This is a genomic window from Balneolales bacterium ANBcel1, from assembly GCA_029688905.1.
Lineage (GTDB): Bacteria > Bacteroidota > Rhodothermia > Balneolales > Natronogracilivirgulaceae > SLLW01.
Map to the genome: position 1 here is coordinate 130,508 of JARULB010000006.1, position 26,549 is coordinate 157,056.

Genomic DNA, 26,549 nt, shown 5'->3' on the forward strand with positions numbered 1-26,549 from the left:
GTTCACTGTTGAAATCAGACGCCGCTGAAGGCGGAGAAGCCGCCGTCCACCGGTACAACGACGCCATGAACAAATTTGGATGAAGGGGCGACCAGCCACATTACAGTCGAAACCAGGTCTTCCGGATCTCCGAAACGGCCCGCCGGGGTGTGATCCACGATGGTCTTGCCGCGATCGGTCAGGCTCCCGTCGGTTTCACTGGTGAGCAAAAACCGGTTTTGATCCGTCAGCAAAAAGCCGGGGGCAACGCCGTTGACCCGGATATCGGTGGAGTAGTTATGCGACATGTGCACCGCAAGCCACTGCGTGAAGTTGCTCACCGCAGCTTTGGCCGCGGAGTAGGCCGGGATTTTCGTTAATGGCGTGAACGCATTCATCGACGAAATGTTGATGATGTTTCCGCTTTTCTGTTCTGCGAAATAGATTCCGAAGACCTGGCACGCAAGGAAGGTACCCATGAAATTCAGGTCGAATACCCATTTCACCGCATCTTCGGGGAGATCGAAAAACGGTTTATCCGGACCGGTTGTGGCTGCGGGTTTGTTGCCGCCGGCTCCGTTGATGAGAATGTCCACACGCCCGAAGCGTTCGACGGTCTTCTTTGCCGCCGCCTCGATACTCGACTTGTCCAGGACATCGGTCCTGACCGCCAGGGTCTCTATGCCTTCGGCTTCCATTTCGGCGGCCAGGGCATCCATGGCCTCTTCCCCAATGTCCAGAAGTGCGATTTTTGCGCCGGCGCGACCGAGCGCCCAGGCCATCGAGGCACACAGTACTCCGGCACCTCCGGTGATCGCGGCGACCTGTCCCTGTACATTAAACAACTCTGTATTACTCATTTTCTCCTGTTATTTTTTTCCATGTTCCATCTATTATCGTGTCGCGCCCGGATCCGATTTCCGAATGCGGCTGTCCGTCACCTGCTGTTTCGGACAATGTCGGGAGCCTATGCCAATGGCCTGCTATCCCCGGCCCTATCGAATCAGGCGCCTTTCGGAGGCGAACCCGTACAGGCTCAAACCTGCCCATCAACCCGCCTTGCAAACGCGGGTTTTTCAAACATTGGGGGGCCTCCTCATAAGCTAATCATTATGCATTTTTTTCGAATGGTGCAATGTGCCTTCGGAAGTGCCGGTACAGACATCCTTCGTACACATCTTCATTACGGGCCATCACCTGCACCATCCGGTCACGGAAGCCCGGTGTGCCGTCTTCCCCGCGATGTGTCAGCACGGATCCGAAAGTGACATGAAACACCTGTCTTGCATTATCGTCGTCCAGCAGCTTCGGAAGTTCCTGATCGCTGTAACTTTCCGGTAAACCCATCTTGCCGGTATCTGCGGAAATATGATACGTTTTACGGTCGGTATCAAAGTGTTCGAGAGAAAACGCCAGAATTTCGCGGAACAGCTCCGTGTCGGTCATCGCAAGGGCTCGCAGAGCTTCGAGATAACTGGTCCCCGCGGTCTTGACGTGCACCTTCCCAACGTCGAGGTCACCGATCGCCTCATAGACGCGAAACTTGTCGCTGCCGGAGTGGATGCTCAGTTTGTATCCGCCGTAAGCCCCGGCAATAGCCTGGTGCAGCAGGTACTCTTTGCGAAACTCCTCGATATCGCCTTTGTAGTCCACCCCTTTCTCAAAATCTCCACAGAACCGGGGGGCGAGGCTGACCAGCTCCACACCCAGCCGCTCAAGTTCGGAGGCAACCACCAGGTGCTCTTCCGGGGTAGTGGGATGCGGAGTTTCATCGACCGACAGTTCTACTTCGGTATCATGATCCGGGTACTGATCCCGCATGTACCGGAACATCTCATGGGTGTGGATGACCACTTTTCCGTACTTGACCGCCGCACGCAGAATATCGGTTTCGGATGGTTTGAGCACAACATCGCCGGCAAGGGAGAGCGGCTGACTGGTATACCGTTTCATGAATCGGTCCGGGTCATCCTGCAGCTTGTCCCATGGCAGCTCCAGAAACGCCTTTTTGAGCCGGGTTTCGTCCATGGACTGGCTCTCGTTGTTCACGTGGTCGCTCGGATCGATGGTGTACATGGTGAAGCCTGCGCTGATCATCCGGTCGATGTCGGCCGTAGTCTTGAGGTGATCGGCGTCCGACCCGAAACCCTGCCGGTACCCGGTCTCGAACACCGCCCAGGTCGCCGCATCCATCACCTCCTCGGCAGATCTTTCGGTACGATCGAGTTCGCGGATAGACTGCTGTGCCAGGATCGGCTTGAAGAAGGGCTTGCTGTCCATCAGACACTGGAGATGAGCTGTTCCGGCATTACCGATCCGGTCACCGAACCCGAAGGAGTCGGCGTTGCCGATAGTTACCGGTTTAGTAAACGGCACAAAAGCACGCAGGGCTTCGGCGTTTTGATGGTTGGTACGGCAGGCCATAAAGCAGACATCGCCGCGCTCAATAATTTCACCGGTAAATCCGGGGGGCAGGTCGTCTCTGTCCGGCGCACCGATGATCAGCCACTTTTCCACTCCTTTTCTGGCAAGAGTCATCAACACGGGCTCTTCCAGAGTCACTGATGATGGGATGATCATGAATCCGGGCAAAATTGTTTTAATGCGACTCAGATAACCGGTGTTCTCTTCGGTTTCGGTATTCACTTCGGGTTTGGACATAACAGCTTTTCTTTTGTGCTTTATCAATTAGAAGCCCAACAACCTGGGCAGGAACAGGCTCAATTCTTCAAAATAGGTGACGACCATCAGGGAAAAGAGCATGGCGGCAAAAAACGGCAACAACGGCCTTACCACCTGAACAATAGAGAGTTTGGCCACACCGCATCCGACAAAAAGAACGGTGCCGACCGGCGGGGTGCAAAGTCCGACACTCAGATTGAGAATCATCATTATACCAAAATGGACGGGATCCATGCCGAGTTCCATGACAACCGGCAGAAAAATTGGTGTGAAAATGAGTACGGCGGGCGTCATATCCATAAACACTCCGACAGCAAGCAGAGTAATATTTATGATGACCAGGATCAGGAACGGGTTGTCGCTGAGGGTGAGCAGTCCTGCGGTGACCAGCTGCGGGATGTTTTCGTACGACATCACCCATGACATTCCCAGCGACGTGCCGATTAGCAGCGCTACGATTGCCGTGGTATTGCAACTGTCGAGAATGGTTTTCGGGAGGTCGGAGAGCTTGAGTTCCCGGTTGATGAAAGCCGCCAGGATGAAGGCGTAGAGCACCGCGATGGCAGAGGCCTCGGTGGCCGTGAAGATGCCTGCGATAATACCGCCGATGACAATCACGATCATCAGCAGGCTGGGCAGCGCTCGCCCGAATTTCCGTAACACTTCGCTCAGAGGCAGCCGGTCCGATACCGGATATTTCTTTCGAAATGCGTAGTATCCGGCGACGAACATGATCATCAGTCCGGTGAAGGCCCCGGGAAGGTAGCCGGCCAGAAAGAGTGCGGCAATGGATACCCCTCCGCTGGCCAGGGAGTAAACGATCAGGATATTGCTGGGCGGGATGAGCAATCCTGTGGTCGACGAGGTGATGTTGACCGCCGCGCTGTATCCGCGATCGTACCCCTGCTTGTTCATCTGGGGAGTCATGAATGTGCCGACGGCGGAGGCGGCGGCTACGGCCGACCCGGATATGGAACCGAACAGCATGGCTGCTATGACATTGACATAGGCGAGTCCGCCGGGTAACATGCCAACCAGGGATTTGGCGAAATCGATTAGCCGTTCGGCAATCCCTCCCTTGTTCATCAGCTGACCGGCCAGGATGAAAAAGGGAATCGCCAGCAGCGTGAAACTGTCCAGGCCGGTGCCCAGCCGCTGTGCTACGGTGGTCATGGCCGGTGTGACATCAACGCTTACCAGCAGTGTCAGAATCGTCGCGATGCCGATACTGAACGCCACGGGAACCCCAATCGCCAGCAGTACCACAAATGAGATAACCAGTACGAGAATCCCTATTATTTCCATAGCCTCTTTCGTTTAGCGTTCGGTTGACTCCATCCGGATGCCGATCCGGCGACTCTGCCGGAAACAACGGCTCTGTTCACCGGTCCGGCGGGAGCTGTTCCGAAATTATCCTGCAAGTACATCTTCCTCCTCCGTTGCATGTTCCGGTTCCACCTCCTTCCTGCGAATTCCAAGCTCCTGGAGGATAAACTCTACGGCGTAGAGTACCATGGCAATTCCGCTAAGCGGCAGTGCCAGATAGACCACCGACATGGACACCCCGAGGGCAGGAGAATACTGATCAAGCACATAGGTCAGGATTACCAGCTGAATGCCGCCGTAGACCAGCACGCTCAATGCGAAGAGCGCGATCAGGGTGTGAATTACCACGTTCAGCTTTACCCGTTGCCGCTCATTGAGTTTGAGCACCAGCAAATCAAGCGCCAAATGCATCCTGAGCCGGTAGGCGTAGGCCGCGGCCATCAGGCCCAGCCAGATCAGCAGATAGCGGGAGAGCTCCTCGGTGAAGGTGACCGGCGCCCCGGCCACGTATCGCATGAACACCTGAAACAACACCGCCAGCACCAGCACCGACATCAGTGCCACAGATAAACGAGAAAGAAGGTAATCAAGACCCTTAATCAATAAATTCATCACCCAGTACCTGAATTTCTGTCATCAGTTCATATATGAGAGGCTGATTTTGCCGAATGTGTTCATAGTATGGCTGCGAGGCCTCCATAAAGGGCTCCCGATCGGGACGTATAATCTCCACACCGGCAGCTTCCACCGCCTCCAGCGCATGCCGGCTGGCCTCCTCCCACAACCGGCGCTGATGCGGCACCGACTCCAGGGCCGCCTCACTGACAATCGCACGCTGCTCTTCATTGAGTACGTGCTCCCAGGTGTGCTCCGATATCAGCAAAATATCGGGGAGCGCGGTGTGCTCGTTGAGTGTGTAGTATCGAGAAACTTCGTAGTGCCGGGAAAGGTAAAAACTCGGGGGATTGTTCTCGGCGCCATCCACAACCCCCTGCTGCAGCGCCGTATAGAGCTCCCCCCAGGAGATCGGAGTTGCCGATCCGCCAAGCGTGTTGATCATGCGAATGGATGAGGCACTTTCCTGAACCCGGATGCTGAGCCCGCTAAGGTCATCCGGGGTGTGGATGGGCCGGCGGGTCGTGTAAAAACTGCGTGTTCCCGCATCATAATAACAGAGCCCGACAATGCGATAGGGACGGCTGGCATCCAGGATTCTCCGGCCGATCTCACCGTCCAGTACGGCATGCATGTGCGCGTTGTTCTGAAACAGGAACGGTACGCTGAATATGGAATACAGGGATGTAAAACTCTCCATCACCGATGTGGAGACTTTGGTGATGTCCAGGCTTCCGATCTGAAGCAGCTCCAGTGTTTCGCGCTCGGTGCCCAGCTGCTCATTTGGGTAGATATTTATGCGCATGCTGCCGTCGGACTTTTCATGAACCAGCTGCGCCATGTGCTCCATGCCCTGGTGCACTGGATGCGAGGAGTCCAGCCCATGGCCCAGACGGAGCACAACCGTGTCGTCTGAAGTGCCGCAACTCGTTGACAGAAGCAGAAGAAGCATGAGCGCCAGGCCGGTAATTCGGGTTCGAGTCATATGAAATAATACCAAAGTATACGGTTACTTTACCGATTAAGTAAGAATACTTCTTTTCTGATTGAGATACAAGAGTTGCATCCTTGCTGATGGTTTACCGGAGCCTGTTAATGCCGTGCCGGATAATACTGTCACCGCTACGGGTAACGGTATCGGAACACCCGAATAGCCTGGACAAAACCGACCGTTCTGCCGGTTTTACATGCGTCCGGTAAACGGCAGGTACAGAATAAGCCATATCACAGAAACCTTCTGAACCCCAGGCGGGAAACACTCGTAATTATCCGGGATGGCGAGAATCCGTCAACAGTATAAAGACGCAACGGCTTCGGATTTGCGCCACATGAGAAATCCGAAGAATTGCAGTTTACGGAGCGGGTGCTGCCCGGCGAATCCGGATTAATTCGCTTCGAAATTCTCCCTCAGGGATGGGCTGTGGACGATACCACCGGAAGAGGCATAACCGTGTCGTTATTGAAGCAGCGGGGATGGGTCATATGATGTGAAGGTGGGGCAGGCGCATAAAAAAAACCCGATACCCCTGAAAAAAAAGAAGTATCGGGTCAAGGTGATATAACCTTATGCAAGGCTCGGGTTGGGCCAGGCACAGTGTCGGCCGGCTCTGATGCAGAGACGGGCCGCAGGCGGTGTCAGGTAAACCCGGCACCGGGCCGGGTCCCTGAACCGCAACTTGTGGCGTCGATGGGCACGTTTAGAAGCCCATGCCTCCGCCCATGCCACCCATGCCGCCCATATCAGGAGCTCCGCCCGGGCCGCCCTTGTCATCATCTTCGGAAGGTTTTTCCGAGACAACGGCTTCGGTGGTCAGCATGAGTCCGGCTACCGATGCGGCATTTTCAAGCGCCGTACGGGTAACCTTGGTCGGATCGATGACACCGGCTTTCACCAGGTCTTCGTACACTTCGGTGCGTGCGTTGTATCCGAAGCCGTCCTTGCCTTCTTTCACTTTCTGGACGACAATGGAGCCTTCCACACCGGCGTTACCGGCGATAATGCGCAGCGGCGCTTCCAGGGCGCGTTTTACGATATCGAAACCGACTTCCTGATCCGCATTTTCGCCTTTCAGTGTATCCAGAACGTGAGCGGTGCGAAGCAGGGCGACGCCACCACCGGCGACAATTCCCTCTTCCACAGCAGCACGTGTCGCATGCAGGGCATCTTCCACGCGGGCCTTCTTCTCTTTCATTTCCACCTCGGAAGCTGCGCCGATGTACAGAACGGCAACACCGCCGCTCAGCTTGGCCAGACGCTCCTGAAGCTTCTCACGGTCGTAGTCGGAAGAGGTCTCATCAATCTGGGCCTTGATCTGGTTGATCCGCGCCTTGATATCGTCCTCTTTCCCTTTACCGTCGACAATAGTGGTATTGTCTTTGTCGATCGATATACGGGCACTCTGACCGAGGAAGTCGAGTGTCGCATTTTCAAGTTTGTAACCACGCTCTTCGGAAACAACGGTACCGCCGGTCAGAATGGCGATATCCTCGAGCATTGCCTTGCGGCGGTCACCGAAGCCGGGAGCCTTGACGGCCGCGATCTTCAGCGTGCCACGGAGCTTGTTAACCACGAGGGTGGCCAGCGCTTCGCCTTCGATATCTTCGGCGATGATCAGAAGCGGCTTGCCGGTCTGTATGACTTTCTCCAATACCGGAAGCAGATCCTTCATGTTGGAGATCTTCTTGTCGAAGATCAGAATGTAGGGATCTTCCAGCTCGGTGGTCATTTTCTCGGAGTTGGTCACAAAGTAGGGAGAGAGGTAACCGCGGTCGAACTGCATCCCTTCTACTGTTTCCAGGTGCGTATCGGTTCCTTTTGCTTCCTCAACGGTGATGACTCCGTCCTTGCCCACTTTCTCCATCGCATCGGCGATCAGGTTGCCGATAAATTCGTCGTTGTTGGCGGAGATGGTTCCAATCTGAGCAATTTCGTTGCGGTCACTGATGTCACGGCTCATTTTCTTGAGCTCGGCAACAACGGCTTTAACAGCGGTGTCGATACCACGCTTCAGGTCCATCGGGTTGGCACCGGCGGTTACGTTTTTGAGTCCGGTCTGGATAATGGACTGAGCCAGCACCGTTGCGGTAGTGGTTCCGTCACCGGCATTGTCGCTGGTTTTGGAGGCCACTTCACGCACCATCTGGGCGCCCATGTTCTGTACCTTATCCTCGAGTTCGATCTCTTTTGCAACGGTAACACCGTCTTTGGTTACGGTCGGCGCGCCAAAGGATTTCTCAATGACCACGTTGCGGCCGCGGGGGCCGAGGGTCACTTTCACAGCATTGGCGAGTTTGTCAACTCCCCGCTTGAGTTGGTCGCGGGCTTCTACATTATAATGAATCAGTTTTGACATAGGTCAGTTTCTTTTTAAAAGTTATGGTTCTTAAAGTCTGCATCAGCCGTTCGATCGGTTCTGTGTCGCCGAGGCATCAAACGGCCTGATATACGGTTCAGGAAAGTACTCCAAGGATGTCGCTCTCCCGCATGATGATCAGCTCTTCACCGTCAATTTCAATCTCGGTGCCGGCATATTTGCCGTAGAGAACCTTGTCCCCTTCCTTGACGGACATGTCGATCTTGTTGCCGTTTTCAACTTTACCGGCTCCAACAGCTACTACGGACCCGCGCTGCGGCTTCTCCTTTGCCGAATCGGGAATGATGATACCCGAGCTGGTTTTTTCTTCAGCTGAGTCGGGGCGAACCAAAACACGATCACTGAGAGGTTTGATACTTGCCATGATGATTACTTGTTTAATGGTGATAGGTAATGTTTGGCACTCTTTGTTTCGGAGTGCCAGTTTTTAATCCGTGCCAATAATAAGAACTGCTGGGTTATTACGCAAGAAGCATTTTTTACATTTTAGCAGTCACTACCAACAGAGTGACAACAGTGCCAGATCAACACAACGGAATCCCGATTCGTTCACAGTTTTTCCGGCTGCGCGCTCTCGTTGCGTGCTCGATATAAACCGGCATTTTGCCCGGCCGGTATTAAGCGTATCCCCGGTATCTGGCCGAAGGCGTTCGGCTATTTTGAAACCTCCTGTGAAGGAACGCCTCCCTCTTGTCGATCGAGCCACTCCGCGAGCTTCACAAACACTTCCGGCTCCAGTTCTTCCGCCCTCCTTCCCGCGTCAAACCCCTCCGGGAAGGTATTGCCGAAGAGGGGTTTCAATGCGTTGGACAACTTTTTTCTGCGCTGCTGAAACGCGGTGCGCACAACCAGCTTGAACCGTCCCAGGCTCACCGGGAGGTCTCGCACGGACCCCGGATACCGCTCGTTGCCCGGCCGGTAGAAGATCACCGCGCTCTCCACTTTGGGCGGCGGATGAAACACATGGCGGGAAACCGGAAACAGCAGCTCGATCTGCCCCAGTACCTGTGCCTGTACGCTCAGAATTCCGTAATCGCGGGTACGCGGCCGCGCCACAAGCCGTTCGGCAACCTCTTTCTGAATCATTAATACCGCGCCGGAAAACAGGTCGCCGTTATCTATCACCCGGAACAGGATGGGACTGGTGAGATAGTAGGGCAGATTTCCCACCAGAAACGGTTTGCCCTCAACTCCGGCTGCCATGGACTCTGGCTGCGCATCCAGAAAGCTCTGCGCATGCACCGTGAGGCCGGGATACTTCTGCCGCAAAACGGTAATGGACCGTTCATCCACCTCATAGGCCGTCATATCCGGAAACCGCTCCAGCAGCATGCCGGTCAGTGCGCCGGTACCCGGACCAATTTCCACCACACGGTCGGTATCGCCAGGGCGGACGGCCGAGACGATCTTTTCCGCCACCTGACGGTCACGTAAAAAATGCTGCCCCAGAGATTTCTTCGGCCGTATGTTCATAGATCAAAGCGTGGAGATTGTTTTCAATGCCCTGCCACCGTTTAATTTGTAAAACGTGGCCAAGTCACGTAACTTTTTGGGATATGACAACCTTCTGTGACGAACGTTTCAGCGTTCTGTTATCCCATCAACCCGCCGGTCCATGGAAATAATGAACCCCTACCAGGTTGCGCAGCAATTCGGCCTGAAGACCCTGGAAAAACCCGAAGAGCGCACCGGATCACATATCAGCATGAAGATAGGGCTCCCCCGCGAGCGATCCAAGGATGAACGGCGAATGGCGGTCACACCCGGCGGTGTCGCCGATCTCAAGGCCAACGGCCACGAGGTATTTGTCGAGGCCGGTGCCGGTGAAGACGCCCGGTTTCCCGACCATGAGTATTCCGAGGCCGGAGCCGAAATAGCCGCAACCGCCGAAGAGCTCTACAAGCGATCCGAAATCATCCTGAAAGTGGCCCCGCCCGACGAAAGTGAGCATGAACTGCTGCAACCCGATCAGGTTGTCATCTCGGCACTGCATCTTGGCGGCACTACCGAAAAGTATCTCAAGGAGCTGATGCGCAAAAACATCACCGGCATCGGCTTTGAGTTCATCAAATCTCCCGACAACAGTTTCCCGATTGTCCGGATGATGCACGAAATCACCGGCTCCATGTCCATTCAGATCGCCGCCCATTATCTGGAGAACAATCAGAACGGACAGGGCATCCTTCTGGGCGGAATCTCCGGTGTGCCGCCTGCGACGGTCGTGATTCTCGGAGCCGGCATCATTGCCGAATATGCGGCCCGTACGGCTCTGGGATACGGCGCCCAGGTGTTTGTCATGGACAATGACCTTGCCCAGCTCCGGCACCTTGAAAACTCGCTCGACCGTCGAATCATCACCGCCATGGCTACTCATCAGTATATCACCTCGGCCCTCAAGGTTGCCGACGTGGTGATCGGCGCGGCGATGGTCGAGGGGCACCGCGCACCCTGCTGGGTCACCAGGCCCATGGTGGAGGCGATGAAACCGGGCAGTGTTATTGTGGATGCCGTCATCGACCAGGGCGGATGTATTGAGACAAGCCGGACTACCACACTCTCCGATCCCGTTTTTACAGACAGCGGCGTGGTGCATTACTGCGTGCCCAACATCCCTGCCAACGCCGCCCGTACCGCAACCACGGCTCTGAATAATCTGCTGGTTCCGTTCCTGCTGGATATCGGCGACGCCGGCGGCATCCGTGAGGCGCTGTGGACCAACGTCAGTCTTCGAAACGGCACCTATGTTTATAAAAACCAGCTCACAAAAAAATCCCTCTCCCAGTTTTTCAACATCCCCTACCGTGATATCGAAATGCTGATCGCCAGCCGGATCTAGGTGCCGGATTCCGGTGTGCAACTCATTATCAGAATTACCCGTAATGAGGATCGCGCAAAAAGCCGTTGAAACCGGTCTGCATTTGACATAATATAGAACGTTGTCTGTGCCTCTCTCCGAATAACATGAGAGGCCAATGTGGCGTACCGCATATCACGGCACTTACTCCCCGCCGAAGCACCGGCAGGGCACGTTTCCATAGCAACCCAAATCATTACGTACTGATGAAATCATTTACCACGCATTTGTGCCTGACCGGCACCCTGTTTTTTCTGATTATTTCCTGCAGCCCCGATAATGGTGAAGTACCGCTGCCGGGCCCGCTTTCCGAGGCCGATATCATGGAGCATGTGGAAGTGCTCGCCTCTGATGAATTCGGCGGCCGCGCCCCCGGTACTGTCCATGAGGAGATGACGGTTGAATACATCGCCGACCAGTTTGAACGGTTCGGCCTGGAACCCGGAATGCCCGGCGGATCCTGGACCCAGCCCGTGCCGCTGATGGCCCAGCAGACCCATCTCGCAGAACTGACCTTGTCCACCGACGGGGAGGCCCTGAACTATCTGGACGACTTCATGGCCTGGCCCGCACACGTGCAGGAGTCGGTGGAAGTCAACGAAGCCGAACTGATCTATGTCGGCTACGGAATCGAAGCCCCGGAAGAGGAGTGGGACGACTTCAAGGGAACGGATGTATCCGGCAAGGTGCTGGTTTTCAAAAACTTCAACCCCGTCACCTTTGAAGACCGCTTTGACGGCGGAAACAGGCTTTACTACGGACGATGGACCTACAAATTTGAACAGGCGATCGCAAAGGGCGCTCTGGGAGCCTTTATCATCCATACCGACGAAACCGCCGGTTACGGCTGGGATATCGTTCGCAACAGCTGGAGCCGGGAACGTTTCTTTGTGTTTGATGATGAGGGACACAACACGGAGTTTTCAGGCTGGCTCACCCATGACCGCAGCAGGGAGCTGTTTGAAGCCGCGGGCCTTGACCTCGACGACATGCTGGCCGCCGCCGAAGACCCCGCCTTTGAGCCGGTGCCCATGCCCAATGTAACGGTTAACCTCTCCCTGCAAGCCGATTACCGCTCCATCGAGGGGCAGAATGTGGTTGGCAAGCTCCCCGGTTCCGATCCCATCCTCGCCGACGAAGCGGTGGTGTTCTCCGCCCACCACGACCACCTGGGCATCGGCACCCCTGTTGACGGCGACTCCATCTTCAATGGTGCCTGGGATAACGCCAGCGGGGTGAGCCTGCTCATCAACATGGGCCGGCTGTTTGCCATGGAATCGGAAGAGATCCGCCGCACTCTCTATTTTGCAGCCGTAACCGCCGAGGAGTCCGGTCTGCTGGGATCGCAGTACTTCGCCGAAAACCCGCCGGTCCACGCCGGAAAGATCTCCGCCAACATCAACCTCGACGCCACCAACATCTTCGGAAAAACCAGGGATTTCGTAGCCATCGGTTACGGGCGATCCGATATCGATGGAATTCTGGATGAGGAGGCCCGCAGGCTCGGCCGAACTGTCAAACCGGACCCGCGTCCGGAACAGGGAATCTATTACCGGTCCGACCATTTCTCGTTTGCCCGGCAGGGAATTCCTGCGCTTTACCCCAATCCGGGAACCGATTTTGTCGACAAACCCGACAACTTCAATGATCAGGTCGCAGAGTATCGCGAAAAAATCTATCACACGGTACACGACAAGGTCCACGACTGGTGGGATCTTTCCGGGGCCGTTGAGGATATGAAGCTCATCTATCGGGTGGCAAAACGCATCGCAAACGCGGACGCCATGCGGCAATGGGTTCCGGGCGGTGAGTTTGAACAGGCGCGGATTAACGCGATGGAAGAGGCCGCCGCCCTTCCGGAGCCCTACTAACATCCACGTATGGGTTCCGGGGGCAACAAAGGCGAATTGAGCGAGCAGAATTTTCGGCGTATCAGCCGGATAAATATTCTGCTCGTTCCTCCCCTTTTTATCATTTTCGCCTGGCCCTATTATGTGTTGGGGATTCAGGCAGGCCTTCCGGAATTACTGCTTTTCGCTGGATCCGCCGGTTTCTCGCTGTCATTCACCCTGACCATTCTCCACGGACATGTCACTATTGCCGTTGGCGCGCCACACCGATATAACTATCATGACTGGCTGCGAAGACACCGCTGGTCGTACGGACTGCTCATCAAACCGATCTTTTTTTCGACTCGCTTGCGGCTGTTTCTTTTGATTTTGAGTGCGGGAATTCTTATATCAGGCTTAGTACTCTGAAATCAAACCCATAACCCGTGCAATCAGGAAACCATTATGAGTAAAGATAACAGCATCAGCAGAAAAGCTTTTCTAGGGAAAATTGCCATGCTCGGCCTTGCCGGATCCGGAGCGGGTGTATTTTTAAAAGGATGCGGAAACGGAAATGGCGAAGAGGCGGCACCGGAAGCGGCGGCCGATCCGTGCGGAGATCTTTCCGGTATCAGCGAAGCGCAGCTTCAGCTCCGGGAGACTCTGAATTATGTAGCCGAAACCCCCAATCCCGAGGAGCGATGCGACAATTGTGAATACTGGGTGGATGATCAGCACGGACCGCAATGCGGCGGTTGTACATTATTCGCCGGACCGGTTCATCCCGCCGGATGGTGTTCATCATGGGTGCCGCAGTCCTGAGCCTTTGCTGACCGATAAAGCCCTCGCTCGGCCTCTTTTCGGATGAGGTGCCGAAATTCCGGCCGCGAGGCTGTATTTTCATGTGCCAGCAGTTACCGTTTTACCTTATTCGCCGGTATAGGGCACCCCCTTGCGAATCCAGTCCGGGGCCGGAGCGCCTTTCAGGTGGTGATCCAGATACTCCTTCATCCGCAGGAAGTAGTCCAGTTTGTTGGCGTATTGCTGCGGGTGATGGGGCTCGTTCCGGTACTGCAGGAAAATGACATCTTTCTGCAGACGCCGCATCGCCAGATAGAGCTCAATCCCCTGTTCCCAGGGCACCGCGTCGTCCCGGTCGCCGAACATGATCAACATGGGGGTGCGGATGCGGTCGGCGTAGAACACCGGGGAGTTTTCGATGTACTTGTCGCGCTTCTCCCACAGACTCCCCCCTATCCTGCTCTGTGTCTGTTCGTACTGAAACTGCCGGGCCAGTCCGCTTCCGTGCCGGATGCCGCTGTAGGCACTGGTCATGTTGGAGACCGGCGCCCCGGCGATGATCGCGGCAAAAATGTGAGTCTGGGTCGCCATATGTGCCGCCTGATATCCGCTCCAGGAGTGTCCGTGCAGAGCTATGGCCTCCGGATCGGCGATACCTCTGTCAATCAGCATTTGGACGCCCGGCACTATGGAGCGGGTGGCGGAAAATCCGGGAATGCCGATATCGTATCGTACATCCGGCAGGAAAACCGCATAACCGTTACTGGCGTAGAAGGGAAACCCCGGCCGGTGGTTTATCACCTGCTCATTGAAATGGTGCAGGCGGTGTGAAAACTGCTCGTAGAAATAGACCAGTACCGGGACCGGCTCTCCTTGCGTATAATTATCCGGGGTAATCAGCACCCCGTCCAGCGGTTCTCCATCCATATCCCGCCATTGCACCAGCTCGGCGTTGCCCCAGGCGTAATTGCCGATCCAGGGGTTGGCCAGGGTGGCCTTCCTCGGAAAACGAAGCCGCCGGTCCGACACCCAGAGATCAGGAAACTCCCGGTAACTTTCCCTTGTAAACAGTATGCGTTCGCCGGATTTCGACTGGCCGACAAATTCATAGCGCCATGGCCCTTCCAGAAAGCGCTCACATCCCTCCCTGCCGATTCGCACGCCGTAAAAGCCATACTCTTTATTCCGTTCATTAAAACTGCGAACCAGCAGATGTTCATTGCGCAGAAACGCGTCATGTTCCGGCGAACTGGCTGCGATCCGGAACTGTCTCTGCAGCCTTCGCCCTTCACCCGCTGTCAGGTTCAACGCTTCCCTCGAGCGGGTGTCGATCTGCCAGATATCGTATTTGTCATAAATCACCACTGCGCGGTCACCTTCCACCCAGCCTGCCATACCATAACTGTTCGGTGGATGGGGTGCATCATGATCTTCATCGGCAAAAGACACTCCGAGCGGCTCGGTCAGGTTATGGATGATGTTTCTGTCGGCGTCATACAAATGCCAGTGCTCCGATTCGTAAAACAACACATAACGACCGTTGGGCGAGAGAGAAACCGGGGCTGAGCGCAACCGGTCGATCACCTCCTGGCGGGAGCCGTCCCGGAGGTTGACCATATAGTAGTCGCTGTACCAGCCGTCCCAGGTGATTTCGCGTTTATAGGGCCGCGGATTGCGACCCAGGGCATAGCGGCCATTATCCACCGGCGTCACGTACGGCACCCGGTCATCCGCCAGTTCCACCAGCCGGTTCCGGTCAAAATGGTAAACCACCAGATAGGTGTGATCCCGCCGCTGCTCCCATGTCTGCTTCTCGTGGGGTTTGATCAGTGGATCACGTCCGTGCCACACGTCCACTTCCGCCTCTGCCAATATGGTATCCCTGTCGGTAACGGTACTCTGTTCCTCCTTTTCCCGATACAGGCTGTGCCGATACATGGTCACGGGCTGCCAGCCGAAAAAGAGGCGATTGCCATCCCTGGACCAGGTCAGCTCCGAGTGTAGCGGCACCACCCGGTCGTCCCCGAACACGTTTGACGCTGCAATCCGGTCAAGGCGCCAATCCGGCCCGTTCCATACATACAATTCTGCCGGTGATGGATTTCCATAACCATCTTCGCGACTGTACAGAAACGCCAACCGGCTCTGCTTTTCGTGCCAGGTAAATCCGTCGTATACAGCGTTTTTTTGCCGGTGTACGATGCGGGCCGCGAGCGAATCGGCCTGAAGGTCCACGGCAAGCAGGGCGTTGGTATCTCCTGCGGAATCCACCACCGCATACACCATTCGTGTGGAGAGGCTGTCTACCGAAAAAGAGCGAACGCCATCAGCATGGAACAGACGGCGGCGTGTTTCAGAATCAGGTGCATGGTTTTCGCGGGATGGCTGGAATTCATCCGGTCTGTTTTCATCGCTTGATGAATCAGCTTCATCCGATGATTTGTCACCGTTCGGTGTAATTGGATCACGCGGTGTGTTCCGGTCGGGCCGGTTTTGCAGAAAGGCATCATCCAAAAGGGAATAAACCGAGAGAGTGCCGCCCGGTGGCGTTCGCTCTCCGGGTTTGTCGGGCTGATCCGGATCGGGCCGGGTCATTACCATCAGCCAGCGGCTGTCCCTGGAAAACCGGGCCTCTTCCACATTGCCGAACCGCAGGGTGTCGGAGCGGTCGGTACGCACTACCACCAGGCTGTCGGGTTGTGAGTTCTCCGTCAGGCGTTCCCTCCAGGGTTTATGGATGCGTGCCATCATCCATCGGTCGTCATCCGAAATCCCGGGGGAGGTGCCCCGTTCCAGGCGGATCAGCTCCTCGCCCAGTTCATCGATAAGCAGGGCCGTACCGTCACCGCGATCCGGCGTAGCCTCATAGATCACAAACTGTCCGCTAAGGGACAATTCCGGGTTGACGATCTGCCGGAATTTCATGATATCCTCGACCTCCATGGCCCGGCCCTGTGCCCGGATGTCCGTCACGCCGGACACCAGCAGCAGAATCAGAATTCCGGCGGCCTGCAGATGTTTCAGCGAAGCCAGGTTTGCCATACCGGCTGCAAAGGACGGAAAATGGCGGCCTCGCACGGGTTGTTTCACCTGGGACAAGTCCGGTATGCGGTTGCCGCAAACCGGGGCACCATCTCTGCTGTCGACATGGGTCACATCCACACTATTTAATTTGTAATACATATCCTGTAAATCAGCCCGTGAGATCACGGATTCGTTTCATAAAAAACTTCCTGCGTCCTTCGGTCGGCCTGCCTTCATTGTACATTTTCCAGAACAGTTTCTCGGCTTCCATCGTACCGATCAAAATGATTTTCTGGTCGTCTTTGAGTTCGTGTTCCGGCTCCGGTTGCAGTGTTATTTCTCCGTCTTTCTCAATCCCGACGATGGTGCAGCCGGTCTGGTCGCGAATCTCCAGATCTCTGATAAGTTTACCGCGAAGCTTTTTGGGGGTGCTGACCCGAAACACATTAAGCCCTTCCGCCAGCATCACCACCTCTCCGCGCTGCAGGAAGTTGAAAATGGCATTGGCACCCATGGTAGCGTACGACAGGGTGAAATCGGCACCGGCACGACGCAATGTCTGCTGGTTGCGGTCGAGCGTTGCCCGGGAAATAATCTGAAGGTCGGGCCGCAGTCTTCGACAATAAAGGGTCAGATAAATATTGGTGTCGTCTTCATTGGGGGTAATGATCACCGTATGCGCCTTGTCGATATCGGCCTTTTTAAGCACCTTCAAGTCGGCGGCATCACCAACAATCTGTACGCTTTTGAATTTTCCGATATGCGCGGATTTTTCAACTATTTTGAAAGGAATGCGTCGTTCCTTTAGCGACCGGGCCACCACTTCGCCGACTCGTCCTCCGCCAAGCACTACTACCGGGGCATCGGTGGCGTGATAGATGCCCAGGAGTTCGTCATATTTCCGCAGGCTGTCGATCCTGCCTACCATCACCAGAATGCTTTTACTCTCTATCCGGGTATTGGATTTGGCAATGCGGAATTTGCCCCGTTCCCAGATTCCGACGACATTCACGCCCGTGAGTTCCCGAAGCCGGGTTTCTGTCAGTGTTTTCCCCACCAGCGGGGTATCCATGGCCGGAGCTTCGGCAACAATCAGCTCCTGGAAGCGGCCGATGACATGCACCCGGGCGCTTCCGCTTACCACCCGGCGCACCAGCGACTGTCCCATCATTTCGGCCAGGTTCAATACCAGGTCGCTTCCCGCCAGCTGCAGGATATCGACGGCTTCATCGGTGTGCGTAAACGTGACAATTGGTACCGATTCGGTCAGTTCCCGAATGGTGAACGTGACATTGGTATTGACCCGCTCATTATCATTGGCAACCACCATCGCAGCCTTTTCGACACGGACTTTGTGCCAGGTCTCCGGATCGTCCACCGCACCGTGGATCACGTTATATCCCAGGTCACTGATATCCAGCGCCTCGTTGAGGTCCGGCACAATGATCCAGTAGTCATAGTCGAACGTTTTCAGTTTATCGATGAAAGCGACCGCCACCGCGTTGTAGCGAGTGAGAATGATGTGATTGCGGGTTTCTGTCGGCAGGGATTTCGGTGCGCGAGCCTGAGCCTGGGCCTCCAGCCAGGGCGCGTAAAAAAACTGGATAAAGGTAAATGGGAGCATCACCAGAAGAAAGACCACACCGCTGACCAGAACCACACTGGAGAATATCCGACCGACATCGGAAGTGAACACAATATCACCGAAGCCGAGCGTGGACATGGTAACCAGTGTCCAGTACAAGCCGGAAATCCAGCTGTGGCTTTGGCCTTCATAGTAGGAGATCACCTGAAAAAAAGCGGCATACAGGAAAATCACCGCAACCAGAAGGGCCACAAACAGCAACAGCCTCTTGAAGTTGGTTCGTGTCGACTTTCTGTCAAAGAAATGATGCAGATACGATTTTTTGGCAGTCATATGCAGAAAAGGTCAGAAAAGATGTATGGCCGAAGACCGGTGTGCCGGAGCCGGGACACCTGATTCGCGACAGGGCCGGGCAATTCCGGAGTGTGGGGAAATGTTCACGTTTTCATTATCTTTAAGCCGTCGCGATTACCCGATTTTCGAAACATTCACGGAAATTGATCCGCGAATGCAAAGGTAAGAATATATCCAGTGAAAGTCGTAATAATCGATGCCCTTTGAAGCGGTTACACCGGCAATGACTGTTGCGGATATAACGAAAACCGGTATTCCAATGTTCACCGAAGGCATCCTGAGACCCTCCCGGGTCATCTTCATTTATAACCTCTGCAAGCCATGAGTCACAATGTCAATTTTCTGCCGCTTGAGTACCGTAAACCCTCCGAACAGGAGCTGCTGAAGCGGTCACGGGAGTTTCTGCTATTAATGAAAAGACGCCGTACTGTCCGGGATTTTTCGGAGGAGCCGATACCCGACGAGGTGGTCATGAACTGCATTGAAGCGGCGGGCACCGCTCCTTCCGGAGCGCATATGCAACCCTGGCATTTTGTAGTGGTGAGGGATGCCGGGATAAAGAAGCAAATCCGGGAAGCCGCCGAAAAGGAGGAGCGCATGAATTACGAACTTCGCTTTTCCGGTTCTATGAAAGAGGATATCGCCCGGCTGGAGACCAATTTTGAGAAACCTTACCTTGAGAAGGCTCCGGTACTGATAGCCGTTTTCAAGGAATCCTACCGGGTGGATGAGAATGGCGTCCGAAAAAAGAATTACTATGTGAACGAATCGGTCGGTATCGCTACGGGCCTCCTCATAACCGCACTGCACAATGCCGGACTGGTTGCCCTCCCTCATACTCCCAGCCCCATGAAGTTTCTCAACACCATACTGAAACGGCCCTCCAACGAAACTCCCACCGTCCTTTTTCCGGTGGGATATCCCGCCGATGACATCAGCGTACCCGATCTCAAACGAAAACCGCTCAACGAAATCGTTACCGTTTACTGAGGTGGTACCGGCAAACCGGAAGCGGCAAATGACCGGTTCGCCGAAAGTATGTTTTATTGATATTAACAACTGTTGCATTCCATTGACAGCATTCACCCCGGCTATCCGCCATGTCCGACCATCCGACAAACCCTTCCGATGAACCCGTTGAATACCCGATTGACGGAGAGCTGGATCTGCACATCTTTCCGCCTTCGGAAGTACGCGAGCTGGTGCCCGAATACCTCAGAGCCTGCCGGGAGAAACATATCCTGACAGTCCGGATCATTCACGGGAAAGGAACCGGGACTCTGCGGCGCCTGGTGCATGCCGTGCTGGAGGCCATTCCGTGGGTCAACCACTATCATCTGGCCGGGCCGGGCGGCGGTACCTGGGGGGCAACCATCGCCTACCTGGATCCTCCGCAATCCTCCAACCATCCGGAAAAAGCGGCGACTGACGCTTAATCTGAAAAAAAACGCCGTTAATCCGGCATGTTAGACTGCACGCCTCTCAACCCGGAATGCACCCTGTCACCCCCTTTAATATCGAAATCCGGTGCCACGGTCCGGATTCATTTCCCGCCGCGGCAAACCTGAAGCTCAATTTGGAGTAACCGAACGAACCTTCACGGACACCGCCAGTAGCTCTTCCAGGTATTATCCTCCCATTTGAATCCGGCACGGAATTCACCTTCGGGGTGAAGCTGAAGCCAATCCATACGGTTGATCTCCACGGTGACAACCCGGAAGTTGGGTTCTCCCAAATTGACCTCTTCCATGCCGGTTGAGGAATCCCGCACCGCTTCGGGCCAGACATCATCCGGATCGGAGACAATGGTGCCCGGCGGATACTTCACCGAATAGATTCGGCGTTCGGCGGCGGTGGTATGCTTCCATTCGTCTGCATGCAGTTCGCTATCAGGGGCGTGAATTTCCGCTTTTCCCTCCATTTGCAGCTGAATCCGGTTTTTGGAGTCATAAACCAGCCAGCTGGTATCAGGACATCTCTCCATATCCAAAACTTTACGCGATCGCCGGTCGGTATGGAACAAAATAATCCGGCTCGATACAAACACTTTTCTGAGCACCACCATACGCTGAAGCGGCTTTCCCCCCGAAACAGTCGCGAGAACCGGAAACCGAAACGGATGCCCCTTTCTGTAATCACGCGCCTCCAAAAGGCTTCTCCAGATGTCTTCCCTGATCTCTTCAAGCGAGCTAAATCGTTTCATATATCCATCCCCGCAGGGCTTGCTATGTTCATATCAGGTACCCCGGCAAATTCTTTTCTGTATATCTCCGACCCAGGGGCACTTTTAATAAAAAATATCGGTTGATTCGGACTCTTGCAACTTTGTGCATAAATCATTTATAATTAACTTATTAGAAGTGGTTGGATTTGATGCGTGGCGGGGGTTGATGACTGGAAGCTTAACCACAGGAGAGCTTACCCTGAAAACCACGGTATGGGACTGATTATAACAGGAGTTTACAGCTATGCCTGATGACTTTAAAAATATCAGCCGAATTGACCAGCCATCCAAAAATACTTTTGGATGGTTTGTACGAATCCGGCGTGACGGGAACCGGATCAGCCGGTTCTTCAGTGACGGGAAGTTCGGCGGCAGAGAACAGGCGCTCGCTTCGGCACGGGATTACCGCGACAGCAACCTGTCCAAATGGGAAGGGTTTGCCAAGAACCATGACCGGACCATGCATCTCGGCAAAGAGAGCAATATCGGATATCCGGGTATCAGCTATTGTGTAAAAACGAAAAAGCGGAACAACTCGATTCATAAAGAACATGTCTTCCAGGTTTCCTACTCACCGGAGAAGGGTGTCCATAAAAATAAATCCTTCTACATCCCCAAAGCGCGGAACAAAAGGGAGTTTAAAAAGAACTATGAGCGAAAGCTCAAGGAAGCCATTACTTTTCGCGACGAACAGATGATCAGGATCTACGGGGCGAGATACGTCAATTACAAAAAACGGCGTAATAACGGAGGATAAAGGGGGCGTTTTTTTATACCTTTGGATACCCGTTTCCACCCACGCAATATCCCCTTCCGATGAACCTGGTATCCATTCTAATGCTGCTGCTCGGCATCACATCGGGCGCACTTTTCGTTTTTTTCCTGCTGAGGCGCGACGCTGCGGCCAAACAAAATCGCATACAGGAACTGCTTGACGAACAGGCCCGGCTCTCCGAGGAGGTTTCGCGTATGGAAGAGCGCAGCGACAGCCGGCAATCCCGCATTGACACGCTCGAACAGGAGCGCCGTGATCTGGAACTGCGCAACACCGGTCTCCACGAACAACTTACGGAAGCCAAAACCACCAACCGGCATCTGCAGGAGAAGCTGGACTCGTTTAAAAAGGAGATCGCCGAAATCCAGGAGTCGTACAAAGACCAGTTCAAGGTACTGGCCAACGAGATACTGGAGGAGAAAAGCAAACGGTTCAGTGAACAGAATCGGACCGGCCTGGAGCAACTGCTCACACCCCTTGGCGAAAAAATCAAAAGCTTCGAGAAGAAGGTGGAGGACACCTATAAAGAGGATGTCCGCGACCGTATTTCGCTGAAAGAGCAGATCGCCCAGCTCAGTGAACTCAACAGTAAAATGACCGAGGAAGCGGGGAATCTGACTCGCGCTCTCAAAGGAGAAACCAAATCGCAGGGCTCCTGGGGTGAAGTGATTCTGGAACGGATTTTGGAAAAATCCGGCCTGCAGAAAGACCGTGAGTATGTGGTTCAGCCCTCTTTCAGCGATGACGGCAAGCGCAGGCAACCCGATGTGGTTGTCCATCTGCCCGACAACAAACAGCTGGTCATCGATTCCAAGGTCTCACTGGTCGCTTTCGAAAAATATGTCTCCGCCGACGACGAACAGGAGCGCTCCAAAACCGCCCAGGAACACATCCGGTCGGTGCGACGGCACGTACGTGACCTGAGCGACAAAAATTATCAGAATCTGTATGGCATCAACAGTCCCGATTTTGTACTGCTTTTCCTGCCGATTGAGCCGGCGTTCGGCCTGGCGATTCAGCTCGATCCCGAATTGTACAACGACGCCTTCGACAAGAATATCGTGATCGTCTCTCCAACAACGCTTCTGGCCACGCTGGCCACCATTTCCAATATCTGGAAGCAGGAATACCAGAACCGGAATGCCATGGAAATCGCCGAGGCGGGCGGACGCCTGTACGACAAGTTCGTCGGCTTTGCCGAGGACCTCACCGACCTCGGAAACCGGATTTCCCAGACACAGAAGAGCTACGATGGGGCCATGAACAAACTCAGTGACGGCCGGGGCAACCTCGTCAGACAGGCCGAACGACTGCGTGAACTTGGGGCACGTGCCAGCAAAACCCTGCCGGCCTCGCTACAACCAGACCCCGATTCCGACGATTGAATTTGCCTATCTGCGTCCCGTAAAAAAGGATTCGTTTGCAACAGAAGAGTCGGAGCCGGTGTTGGCAGGCATGGTTAGCGGCAACCTGATGGTAAACGTGGAGCCCTTCCCTTTTTCGGTTTGAAGCTGGATGGTCCCCTGGTGGTAGGCTACCAGATTTTTGACAATAAACAGGCCCAGGCCCGAAGAACCTTCGCCGCCCGTTGGCTGGGAGGATAGACGCTGAAATTCTCCGAATGCCTTCTTTTTATCTTCATCCGAAAAACCCTGGCCATTATCCGATATTTCGATCAGCATTTCGCCGTCTCCGGAAAACCTGCGAATACAAAGGGATATGCGTCCACCACGCTGGGTATATTTGATGGCGTTGGCCAGCAGGTTCTCGATGATACTGCGCAGGCTGCTTTTGTCACATTCCAGATAGCAGTTCGGGGGGACATCCGCCTCCAGGGTTTGCGATTTTGTCCGGCTAAGCACACGAAAATCCCGAATAATCGCTTCGCACAACTCCGATAAATTGACTTTTTCGTAGTTGACCTCCAGTTCGTTGCTGCTGATCCGCTTGAAGTTTACCAGATCTTCCAGAAGCCGCATAATGCGTCCGCCCGCCGACTGAATAAACGAGCTGTATTCCAGTACCGACTCCGGATCGTTGCTTTCGCTCTTCAACAGGTCACAGTAACCCATGATGACCCCCACCGGGTTTCTGAGATCATGCGCCACAACACTCATAAAACGCGACATGGTCTGGTTTGCAAACTCCAGTTTTCCCTTTTCATCGCGCAATTCAATCGTCCGGTCGCTGACCAGCTTTTCAAGCTGACGATTTTTGCGACGCAGATACCAGGTGCGCCAGTACAGCAGCAGATAGATTGCCAGCGCCAGGCCCAGGGCATAGATTACATAGGCAACGCGGCTCAGGTACCAGGGTGGGTGGATGGTTATGTGCAGCTGCCCCTCTTCGCCCACCAATCCGTTCCGGTTTATGGCCCTGACCCGGAATACGTATTCTCCGGCGGGCAGATTGGTGTACTCCCTGAAATTCAATTCGTGCACATCCGACCAGTCCTCGTCGAATCCCTCCATCCACACCTGAAAAAAGACGGTACCGGAATAGACAAAGGTGGGAGCCGCATAGGTCAGGCGCAGGCTGTTCTTTTCATAGGGCAAGTCGAGTGATTGCAGGTTATCCTGCTCCGAAAAGCGTTGTCCAAGAGCCGAGTAAGTCCGGATCACATTTCCGTCACGGTCATGGACACTTCTGACCGCGCTCCGAAATCCGACTCCGTAACGGTCCGGCAGTGATCGGTCCAGCATGATCAGCGACTCATCACCACCCATCCAGATTTTGCCATCGGTATCGGCAAGCATGCTGTACAATCCGATGAACAATCGTTGTGGAAGGATGATATCATCCAGATTCCAGGCACCGGGTTCTTCGCCCCCGGGATCATCCTGCTCAAGCAACACCAGTCCTCCCGGTCGGTAAAGCCATAAATCGCCGCTGCCGTCCCGGGCATCCTGATGTCGAAATACCTGCTGATCATCCTCGGGAAACAGTTCCCTGACGCCGGGAACCAGTTCGAATATATTTGGCGGGATGGAGTCGGCTTCGTGATACCGATCGTATGTCTCGGAGAGGTGAAACAATCCGATACCCGATGAAAGGGCCCAGGAACCGTCCGGCATGTGACCCATGAAATGTTCGCGCTCCGATACGGCGGGATACTCCGTTGTGTGAAAACGGCGTATCTGCGGCTGGTCAGCGTGTGGGTCTGTTCTGATATCCACCCGAATGATATCCTCAAAACGGTTTCCCAGCCAGAGATAACCATGGCGGTCTTCAGCCATGAACCGGATATCAGCCCGTTCCAGTGGCAGTGCGGTGACCCGGAATGCGTTGTCAAAATCAGATCGCCGGTAGGCTTCGGGGTCGATGGTGATGGCGAAAATGCCGTTATCGGCGCCGGCAAAAAGGGTATTGGAATGACGTTTTGAAGCGTACAGGCTGTAAATGCGCTGACCACTGCCGCTCCCAGCTATCGCTTTCTTTCGGCCATTCACAAGAAGAGAGAGAGAGTCTTCGGGTCCGGCAATCAGCAATCCGTCGGCCGGAGTTCCGATCACCTGTTCAACCGTCATCAGATCCCAGGTCTGACCCTCCTCGGCCGCCTCCACCTTCTTCAGCCGGTTCCTGCGAACCAGAACGTTATCATTGGACGGTGGAATCTGACTCGCATCTCCACGGCCGGTGACGGCCTGAATCATATAGAATAATCCCTGGCTGGTTCCAACAAAAAGTGTGTCCTGCTTGCGGGCAAGGGAGAGCGTCGCCCCTTCCAGCCCGAGTTCGTTGTCCCAGTAGCGCAGCGGACGGCCGTACTCAAAACGGGTTATGCCGTTGTTGGCGAGTGCCCAGAGTCCGCCTTCCCGGTCTGTGCCCAGGCCGATAATCAGATTGGTGCGCAAACCGTCATCCTCGGTCAATTGATCGAGGATGGTGCCTTCCGGACTGATTATGATAATACCGGCATTGATTGTGTTGATGGCAATCATACCGTCGTCTGTACGCAAGGCACCATAAAGCCGGATGCGGGAGAGATGGGTATCGAGACCGGTATCCAGGGGTTCTGCCTCGAAAGTCCATCGCGCCGTTCCGATTTTTTCCGGGGCAAACGGTATCACATTGACGGAACCGTTCTTATCATCTTCCGTTGCCGGGGAGTCATCCGTATGATTCGCCGGGTCCGGGCCGCCCATTTCCTGCTCAGAGTGTTTTTTAACATGGAGATGGTAAAAGCCGCTCTCCTGGTGTCCGGCAAAAGCCGTTGCGTCCGACAGTTGCACCAGCAGTGAAAGCCGCCCGGCGGGTTGATCGGACTCAATGACCAGAGCCAGCCGGTCGTCCTCAACCGTAAGCAACCCCAGCTCCGGGTGATTTATCAGCGGCCGTCCATCAAAGGTGAACAACCGGCCGAAGTTGGCGTTCTCACCGGATTCCCAAATTGTGAGTGTCTGGAAGTCCCATTGAAGAAGGAAATCGTTGGCGTTGAATATGACTCCCCCGTCGATGCTATACACATCCCAGACATTGTTGATCGCGATATTGTCAGGAACAAGATGCATGAGAGAGTGGTACTCCGGCCGGCCAAGCGAATCGGGTTCCAGATAACCAATTTCGTTGAGACCGCTGACATAGATACGGCCGTCGTCACCAAATGTCAGGCTGCGCGCCGGGCGCTGGCGATTCAGTTCCACCAGATTCCAGTCACTTCCATCGTAAATAAGCACACCGGAGCTGTTGGCTATGTAGATGAACCCGTCATCATCCTGAAGCATATCCCAGTTCTGAGGCGCTCCCTGGTAATCGTGCCCCGACCAGGTCTGCTCATAAATCTGTCCCCGAACATCAGGAACAGCTGATAGCATCCCCAAATCCAGGGCTGCGGCCTGCTCTTCAGTGAAAAGGACAACTCCTGCAATAAGAATGCAGAAGCCGGCTTTCAATGGAAGCATCCGGTGTTTGTTATTGTCTGGCGCCATACCCGGTTTATCATACCCAATGCATTAAAACATAAGTTGAGAATAACAAACTTGCGCATAAAGAGGAAGAAAAAAACACCGAAATTGCCTTGAAATATTGTCATTTTTTGCTCAATACCCGTGTTATCCTGCCACAAATAAGTAACTGCGTGAAATCAAACCCGTGGCAGAAACACTCGATCTTAAGGTGGTGATCACG

Annotated in this window: 20 protein-coding genes; 8 read left to right on the forward strand and 12 right to left on the reverse strand. The window is 54.5% G+C overall.

The features are described 5' to 3' along the window. Window positions 1-14: 14 nt before the first annotated feature. The 8 genes from QA596_09615 to rsmA form a co-directional block, all read right to left on the reverse strand. Window positions 15-839, reverse strand: a complete 825-nt coding sequence (locus QA596_09615; protein MDG5767722.1) for an SDR family oxidoreductase — start codon at window positions 837-839, stop codon at window positions 15-17. 250 nt (window positions 840-1,089) lie between these two features. After that, a complete protein-coding gene (locus QA596_09620; protein ID MDG5767723.1) occupies window positions 1,090-2,640 on the reverse strand; it encodes a tagaturonate epimerase family protein in 1,551 nt (516 codons plus the stop codon). Between the two features lie 27 nt (window positions 2,641-2,667). Next, on the reverse strand, window positions 2,668-3,966 hold the full coding sequence (locus QA596_09625; protein ID MDG5767724.1) for a TRAP transporter large permease: 1,299 nt from the start codon (window positions 3,964-3,966) through the stop codon (window positions 2,668-2,670). A gap of 105 nt (window positions 3,967-4,071) precedes the next feature. Beyond that, entirely contained in the window at window positions 4,072-4,599 is a 528-nt protein-coding gene (locus QA596_09630) for a TRAP transporter small permease (protein MDG5767725.1), read from the reverse strand. Next, entirely contained in the window at window positions 4,583-5,587 is a 1,005-nt protein-coding gene (locus QA596_09635; GenBank protein MDG5767726.1) for a TRAP transporter substrate-binding protein, read from the reverse strand. The genes QA596_09630 and QA596_09635 overlap by 17 nt, the downstream gene beginning before the upstream one ends. Before the next feature lie 712 nt (window positions 5,588-6,299). Continuing rightward, complete coding sequence (gene groL, locus QA596_09640) at window positions 6,300-7,955, reverse strand: chaperonin GroEL (protein MDG5767727.1); 1,656 nt, start codon at window positions 7,953-7,955, stop codon at window positions 6,300-6,302. 97 nt (window positions 7,956-8,052) lie between these two features. Further along, window positions 8,053-8,340 (reverse strand): co-chaperone GroES, encoded by a 288-nt coding sequence (groES, locus tag QA596_09645; GenBank protein ID MDG5767728.1) that lies wholly within the window; start codon window positions 8,338-8,340, stop codon window positions 8,053-8,055. Between the two features lie 290 nt (window positions 8,341-8,630). Then, window positions 8,631-9,449 (reverse strand): 16S rRNA (adenine(1518)-N(6)/adenine(1519)-N(6))-dimethyltransferase RsmA, encoded by an 819-nt coding sequence (gene rsmA / locus QA596_09650; protein MDG5767729.1) that lies wholly within the window; start codon window positions 9,447-9,449, stop codon window positions 8,631-8,633. 142 nt (window positions 9,450-9,591) lie between these two features. On the opposite strand from rsmA, the gene QA596_09655 reads away from it, so the two are divergent. The 4 genes from QA596_09655 (at window position 9,592) to QA596_09670 (ending at window position 13,481) form a co-directional block, all read left to right on the forward strand. After that, window positions 9,592-10,812, forward strand: coding sequence for an alanine dehydrogenase (locus tag QA596_09655; protein MDG5767730.1), 1,221 nt, complete (start codon window positions 9,592-9,594; stop codon window positions 10,810-10,812). 224 nt (window positions 10,813-11,036) lie between these two features. Then, the gene (locus tag QA596_09660) at window positions 11,037-12,701 is read left to right on the forward strand and encodes a M28 family peptidase (protein MDG5767731.1); all 1,665 of its coding nucleotides are present in this window, start codon (window positions 11,037-11,039) and stop codon (window positions 12,699-12,701) included. A gap of 36 nt (window positions 12,702-12,737) precedes the next feature. Beyond that, window positions 12,738-13,088: a hypothetical protein gene (locus tag QA596_09665; protein ID MDG5767732.1), complete on the forward strand. Its 351-nt coding sequence runs from the start codon at window positions 12,738-12,740 to the stop codon at window positions 13,086-13,088. A gap of 36 nt (window positions 13,089-13,124) precedes the next feature. Continuing rightward, on the forward strand, window positions 13,125-13,481 hold the full coding sequence (locus QA596_09670; GenBank protein ID MDG5767733.1) for a high-potential iron-sulfur protein: 357 nt from the start codon (window positions 13,125-13,127) through the stop codon (window positions 13,479-13,481). A 105-nt stretch (window positions 13,482-13,586) separates the two neighbouring features. Here QA596_09670 and QA596_09675 read toward each other — a convergent pair whose 3' ends face one another. Together QA596_09675 and QA596_09680 are read right to left on the reverse strand one after the other, a co-directional pair. Continuing rightward, entirely contained in the window at window positions 13,587-16,643 is a 3,057-nt protein-coding gene (locus QA596_09675; protein ID MDG5767734.1) for a prolyl oligopeptidase family serine peptidase, read from the reverse strand. A 10-nt stretch (window positions 16,644-16,653) separates the two neighbouring features. After that, complete coding sequence (locus QA596_09680) at window positions 16,654-18,402, reverse strand: NAD-binding protein (GenBank protein ID MDG5767735.1); 1,749 nt, start codon at window positions 18,400-18,402, stop codon at window positions 16,654-16,656. Between the two features lie 342 nt (window positions 18,403-18,744). On the opposite strand from QA596_09680, the gene QA596_09685 reads away from it, so the two are divergent. After that, window positions 18,745-19,413 (forward strand): nitroreductase family protein, encoded by a 669-nt coding sequence (locus QA596_09685; GenBank protein ID MDG5767736.1) that lies wholly within the window; start codon window positions 18,745-18,747, stop codon window positions 19,411-19,413. Between the two features lie 110 nt (window positions 19,414-19,523). Continuing rightward, the gene (locus QA596_09690) at window positions 19,524-19,859 is read left to right on the forward strand and encodes a Smr/MutS family protein (protein MDG5767737.1); all 336 of its coding nucleotides are present in this window, start codon (window positions 19,524-19,526) and stop codon (window positions 19,857-19,859) included. Between the two features lie 161 nt (window positions 19,860-20,020). On the opposite strand, the gene QA596_09695 is transcribed toward QA596_09690, so the two are convergent. After that, entirely contained in the window at window positions 20,021-20,626 is a 606-nt protein-coding gene (locus QA596_09695) for a pyridoxamine 5'-phosphate oxidase family protein (GenBank protein MDG5767738.1), read from the reverse strand. A gap of 265 nt (window positions 20,627-20,891) precedes the next feature. Between QA596_09695 and QA596_09700 the strand changes: the two genes are divergently transcribed. Together QA596_09700 and rmuC are read left to right on the forward strand one after the other, a co-directional pair. Next, window positions 20,892-21,404 carry a hypothetical protein gene (locus tag QA596_09700; protein ID MDG5767739.1) on the forward strand — a complete coding sequence of 171 codons (513 nt, stop codon included), beginning with the start codon at window positions 20,892-20,894 and terminating at the stop codon, window positions 21,402-21,404. 59 nt (window positions 21,405-21,463) lie between these two features. Continuing rightward, window positions 21,464-22,807 (forward strand): DNA recombination protein RmuC, encoded by a 1,344-nt coding sequence (rmuC, locus tag QA596_09705; GenBank protein ID MDG5767740.1) that lies wholly within the window; start codon window positions 21,464-21,466, stop codon window positions 22,805-22,807. Window positions 22,808-22,813: 6 nt separating this feature from the next. On the opposite strand, the gene QA596_09710 is transcribed toward rmuC, so the two are convergent. Continuing rightward, window positions 22,814-26,350, reverse strand: a complete 3,537-nt coding sequence (locus QA596_09710) for an ATP-binding protein (protein MDG5767741.1) — start codon at window positions 26,348-26,350, stop codon at window positions 22,814-22,816. Between the last annotated feature and the right edge of the window lie 199 nt (window positions 26,351-26,549).